Source organism: Flavobacterium sp. (assembly GCF_044373165.1).
GTDB lineage: Bacteria > Bacteroidota > Bacteroidia > Flavobacteriales > Flavobacteriaceae > Flavobacterium.
This window is the reverse complement of sequence record NZ_JBILQL010000110.1, coordinates 1-5,483: the sequence shown is the minus strand read 5'-3', so window position 1 is coordinate 5,483 and position 5,483 is coordinate 1. Positions and strand designations below refer to the sequence as shown.

At 40.2% G+C, this 5,483-nt stretch carries 6 protein-coding genes and 1 tRNA gene; 6 read left to right on the top strand and 1 reads right to left on the bottom strand.

The genetic code is table 11. The annotated features are described in order from the left end of the window. Together ACIQ32_RS11090 and ACIQ32_RS11085 are read left to right on the top strand one after the other, a co-directional pair. The coding region (locus ACIQ32_RS11090; protein WP_396195755.1) for a 2-oxo acid dehydrogenase subunit E2 at window positions 1-228 on the top strand (228 nt) is incomplete at its 5' end. Between the two features lie 335 nt (window positions 229-563). Next, a complete protein-coding gene (locus ACIQ32_RS11085) occupies window positions 564-1,811 on the top strand; it encodes a TCR/Tet family MFS transporter (RefSeq protein ID WP_396195754.1) in 1,248 nt (415 codons plus the stop codon). Here the strand turns inward: ACIQ32_RS11085 and ACIQ32_RS11080 are convergent. Then, the gene (locus ACIQ32_RS11080) at window positions 1,774-2,211 is read right to left on the bottom strand and encodes a retropepsin-like aspartic protease (protein ID WP_396195753.1); all 438 of its coding nucleotides are present in this window, start codon (window positions 2,209-2,211) and stop codon (window positions 1,774-1,776) included. The genes ACIQ32_RS11085 and ACIQ32_RS11080 overlap by 38 nt on opposite strands. A gap of 104 nt (window positions 2,212-2,315) precedes the next feature. Here ACIQ32_RS11080 and ACIQ32_RS11075 point away from each other — a divergent pair, with 104 nt between their 5' ends. From ACIQ32_RS11075 to ACIQ32_RS11060, 4 genes are all read left to right on the top strand, one after another. Next, on the top strand, window positions 2,316-3,086 hold the full coding sequence (locus ACIQ32_RS11075) for a TatD family hydrolase (protein ID WP_396195752.1): 771 nt from the start codon (window positions 2,316-2,318) through the stop codon (window positions 3,084-3,086). Window positions 3,087-3,151: 65 nt separating this feature from the next. Next, the gene (locus ACIQ32_RS11070) at window positions 3,152-4,288 is read left to right on the top strand and encodes a 1-acyl-sn-glycerol-3-phosphate acyltransferase (protein ID WP_396195751.1); all 1,137 of its coding nucleotides are present in this window, start codon (window positions 3,152-3,154) and stop codon (window positions 4,286-4,288) included. After that, on the top strand, window positions 4,272-5,306 hold the full coding sequence (locus ACIQ32_RS11065) for an asparaginase (protein WP_396195750.1): 1,035 nt from the start codon (window positions 4,272-4,274) through the stop codon (window positions 5,304-5,306). Before ACIQ32_RS11070 ends, ACIQ32_RS11065 begins: the two co-directional genes overlap by 17 nt. A 59-nt stretch (window positions 5,307-5,365) precedes the next feature. Further along, window positions 5,366-5,452, top strand: a tRNA-Ser gene (locus tag ACIQ32_RS11060). The last annotated feature ends 31 nt before the right edge of the window (window positions 5,453-5,483 follow it).

Sequence of the window (5,483 nt, the reverse complement as noted above, 5' to 3'; positions counted from 1 at the left end):
AATCCGCCGCAATCAGGAATCTTAGGAATGCACAATGTTGTGGAAAGAGCTATTGTAAGAAACGGACAAATCGTAATTGCACCGGTAATGTACGTGGCTTTATCGTATGACCACAGAATCATCGACGGACGTGAGTCGGTTGGATTCTTGGTAGCGGTAAAAGAAGCGTTAGAAAATCCGGTTGAAATTTTGATGAACAACAACCCTAAGAGAGCTTTAGAGCTATAGGGTTTCTACCTGCCTCGGATGAGGCGCCTATATATTAAATCCCGTTTGGTTTTCTGAACGGGATTTTTCGTTTATTTGCATACTGCGTGAAATTTGAAATTAAAAGGAGGACAGCCGGTGGCTGTCAGGTATTTCTAAAGTTTCTTTTATTTGCATAGGTCTTCGTTGATACTGTTGTTTGCGTTAGGGATTGCAGAGGAAATCCTTTTTAGTGTAAGCATAGGTTAAATAGAAAGGAAAATGCAATACTAAAAAGATTGGAACGGAAAGCCCGACCCTTGTGGACACGAGGCTGAAAGCCGACTGCCTGAAGGGAAACGCCCAAAAAATCAACTATGAAAAAAAACAAAAAGCAAGCCGCCATAGGTTTCATTTTTATCACAATGTTAATCGACATTACCGGTTGGGGTATCATCATTCCGGTAATTCCGAAGTTAATTTCCGAACTCATTAACGGCGATATTAGCGAAGCGGCTAAATATGGCGGCTGGTTAACCTTTGCTTATGCGATAACACAATTTGTCTGTGCCCCTTTGATAGGCAATTTGAGTGACAAATACGGACGCCGACCGATTATCCTGATTTCGCTCTTTGCCTTTGCGTTGGATTATTTGCTCTTGGCTTTTTCCCCAACCATTGTTTGGCTCTTTGTGGGCCGAATTATAGCTGGTTTAACCGGAGCGAGTATTACAACAGCATCCGCTTACATAGCCGATGTCAGCACCCCGGAAAATCGCGCCAAAAACTTCGGCATGATAGGCGCAGCCTTTGGTTTGGGTTTTATTATTGGTCCGGTGTTGGGCGGTTTGTTAGGACAATACGGTTCCCGAGTGCCGTTTTATGCCGCAGCGGTTTTGTGTTTGCTGAACTTTTTATACGGGTATTTTATCTTGCCCGAATCGCTGTCCAAAGAAAACCGTCGTGCCTTTGAATGGAAAAGAGCCAATCCGATAGGTGCTTTATTAAATTTGAAAAAATATCCTTCCTTAATCGGACTCATTTTAGCCATATTTTTGTTGTATGTAGGTTCTCATGCCGTGCACAGCAACTGGAGTTTCTTCACCATGTACCGTTTTGGTTGGGATGAAAAAATGGTCGGGATTTCTCTAGGTGTCGTAGGACTGTTGGTTGGTTTAGTGCAAGGTGGTTTGGTGCGTTTTACGAGTCCGCGTTTAGGCAACCAGAAAAGCATTTATTTGGGATTGTCGTTATATACTATCGGTATGCTGTTGTTTGCTTTTGCCACCCAAAGTTGGATGATGTTTGTCTTTTTAGTGCCTTATTGTTTAGGCGGTATTGCCGGTCCGGCTTTGCAATCGGAAGTTTCCGGAAAAGTACCGGCTAACGAACAAGGTGAAATTCAAGGGACGTTGGCGAGTTTGATGAGTGCCTCGGCTATTATCGGTCCGCCTATGATGACGAATACTTTTTACTTCTTTACCCACGATGAAGCACCGTTTCCATTGCCAGGAGCGCCATTTATTTTGGGAGGTTTCTTGATGTTATTGAGTACTATTTTGGCGTATTATTCGATGAAGAAACACTTTACTTCAGGTACAGGCAGTGATTATAGTAATCAATAATCGCTTTCCCTTCCAATAAAACATCAGCGCCTATAATGCCGTGAACGGGTTTGGCTTTGTATTGTTGTAAGGCCTGATTGACATGTGTCATATCAAAGACGATTAAGTGGAAACCATCCGTTTTCCACCGGCCGATTTTCAAATCATTGTTTTTAGCCAATTGCGTAAACATGCCTGTAGCTCCGGCTCCGGCGGCTTTGGTTTTCGATTTTCCGGCGGTGAGATTAAAAAAATCAACCTTGTCAAAACCCACACAACTGTTGGAAGCACCGGTATCCAAAATAAAGTTTCCCGTAACCCCGTTAATAGACGCCTTAACCAGTAAATGTTGGGTTTTAGAAACTTTAAAATTGATTTTTTTGTACTTTTCTTTTTTCAGTACTTCCTGTAAGTTTTTCATAGCCTTGAATTGGTTTCCAAAAGTAATCTAAAATCCATTATCCTAAAAAAATCTGAAGAAACTTAGTACCTTAGCACCTCAAAATATTAGTGCCTTTAATCCCGATGATTTTAACCGATACCCACACGCATTTGTATTCCGAAGAGTTTGAGAACGATCGCACTGAGATGATCCAACGGGCTATCGATGCAGGAGTTTCTCGTTTTTTTGTTCCTTCGATTGATTCGACCTATACCCAAAAAATGTACGAGTTGGAAGCGCAGTTTCCACAAAACATTTTTTTAATGATGGGGTTGCATCCGTGTTATGTAAAACCGGAGACGTATACAGTAGAATTGGCGCATGTGGAAAGCGAATTGGCGCGCAGAAAATTTCAAGCCATCGGCGAAATCGGCATTGATTTGTATTGGGATAAAACGACCTTAGCCATCCAACAGGAAGCGTTTCGACGTCAAATTCAATGGGCTAAAAAATATCAGATGGCCATCAACATCCATTGCCGAGACGCATTTGATGAAGTTTTTGAAGTGTTGGAGAGTGAAAAGGCTGATGATTTGTTCGGTATCTTTCATTGTTTTACCGGTGATTTTCAACAGGCACAACGCGCTATCGGCTTGAATATGAAGCTTGGTATTGGCGGTGTGGCGACATTTAAAAACGGTAAGATTGACCAATTTTTGAAGGATATAGATTTAAAGCACATTGTTTTAGAAACCGATTCGCCTTATTTAGCACCGGTGCCTTATCGTGGCAAGCGCAACGAAAGTAGTTATACTTTGCTGGTGGCCGAAAAGTTAGCTCAGATTTACGAACTTCCCGTAGCCGAAATTGCCCGAATAACTACTGAAAACGCCAAGACTGTTTTCGGGATTTAATCATTTTATAACGGGCATTTGAGATTTTTTTTGTTCATTTGTTCTACAAATAAGCCTATACGAACATGTCAAAGTTTAATGCCATCCGACCTTATTATGATGCTGAGGTAAATGAAGCCATTTTATCAGCGATAAATCATCCGATGATGAAGGCATTGATGAATTTTGCCTACGAAAATGTAGATGATTCCGTTTGGAAAGAACAATTAAAGCGCACCCATTCTATTCGCGATTTTCAAATCAATTTTGCATACAAAGCGGTTAAAAAAGTTTTGGAGAAAAGTTCAGACGGGCTTTCAACTTCGGGTTTTGAAAAGTTAGAACCCAACACTGCTTATTTGTTCATTTCCAACCACCGCGATATTATTTTAGATACGTCTTTGCTAAATGTTTGCTTGCACGAACATGGTTTGGTGATGACAGCCTCGGCTATCGGAGACAACTTAGTAAAAAAAGATTTTTTAAAAACCTTGTCTAAACTCAACCGGAATTTTTTAGTACAACGCGGTTTGCCTCCCAGAGAGTTATTGGAAAGTTCTAAATTAATGTCGGAATATATTGGTCAGTTATTGCTTCGGGAAAACCGTTCAGTTTGGATTGCCCAAAGAGAAGGCCGAACCAAAGACGGCAATGATGCTACCCATAGCGGTGTTTTGAAGATGTTAGCAATGGCTTCAGGAGAATCAAGTATGCTCGACTATTTTAAAAAACTAAAAATTGTTCCGGTTTCTATTTCTTATGAATACGATCCGACAGATGCTTTAAAAATGCCGCAACTCATGGCTGAAGCCAATGCGGAAAAATACATCAAAGACAAGAACGAAGATTTTATTACTTTGTTGAGTGGTATCATCGGCCAAAAGAAACGCATCCACATCCATGTTGGAGAGATTTTATCCAATGAAATCGATGAGATTGCGCATGAGTTTGACAATACTAATAAGCAAGTCCAGGCTTTGGCTCAGGTTTTAGATGATTCTATTTTACAAAGTTACAAACTTTGGCCTACCAATTATATCGCTTACGATTTGCTATTTAAATCCGAACAATTCAAAGCATTTTATACCGAAAATGAGAAATCACTTTTTGAAAGACGCTTGGAAATGCGAATTGACGAATCGAATCCGCAAATGGTAGAAGGATTTTTAGCCATGTATGCCAATCCGGTGGTCAATAAAATGAAGTATGAAAACGCAGGTTAAACCCAATATTTTGTTGATTTATACCGGTGGTACCATCGGAATGATGAAAGACTTTGAAACCGGAGCGCTCAAGGCTTTCAACTTCAAGAAACTATTGCAAAAAATCCCTGAGCTCAAGCAATTGGATTGTAATATAGAAACCATTTCCTTTTCAAAACCCATAGATTCTTCTAATATGAATCCGGATAAATGGGTGCAGATTGCCACTATTATTGAAGAAAAATACAACGACTTTGACGGATTTGTTATTCTTCACGGCTCCGATACCATGTCGTATTCCGCTTCCGCCATGAGTTTTATGCTCGAAAATTTAGCAAAGCCGGTTGTATTTACCGGCTCTCAATTACCGATAGGGGATTTGCGTACGGATGCGAAAGAGAATTTGATTACAGCCATTCAAATAGCTTCTTTACAACAAAAAGGAAAACCGGTTATCAAGGAAGTTTGTTTGTATTTTGAATACAAATTGTATCGAGGCAACCGAACCACTAAAATCAATGCGGAACATTTTAATGCTTTTACTTCGCCTAATTATCCGCCTCTGGCAGAATCGGGGGTACATTTGAATGTGAATCCCAATGTTATTTTAGAAAAACATTCCAATAAAAAATTGTTGGTTCATAAAGTTTTAAATGACAATGTGGTTATCATAAAGATGTTTCCCGGAATTAATGCGAATGTTTTGGCCGCTATTGTTGCCACACCTAACCTCAAAGGAATAGTTTTGGAAACCTATGGTTCCGGTAACGCCCCGACAGAAGACTGGTTTATCCAAATTCTAAAAAAAGCCATCAAGCAAGGTTTACATGTGGTGAATGTTACCCAATGTTCAGGAGGTAGTGTCAATATGGGCCAATATGAAACCAGTACCCAACTGAAGAAAATCGGAATTATCTCGGGCAAAGACATTACTACGGAAGCCGCTGTAACCAAGTTGATGTATTTGTTAGGACAAAATGTATCAGCTACAGTTTTCAAGACCATTTTTGAAACTTCTTTGCGTGGAGAAATGCAATAAGAATTTTGCAACACGCTTTTATAAATCATTTTTTTTGTTGTTCTTTGCACCACGAATTTAGAGAGGTGTCCGAGTGGTTGAAGGAGCAAGCCTGGAAAGTTTGTATGTGGGTAACTGCATCGAGGGTTCGAATCCCTTCCTCTCTGCGATGAAAACCGAAGCGAAAGCTTCGGTTTT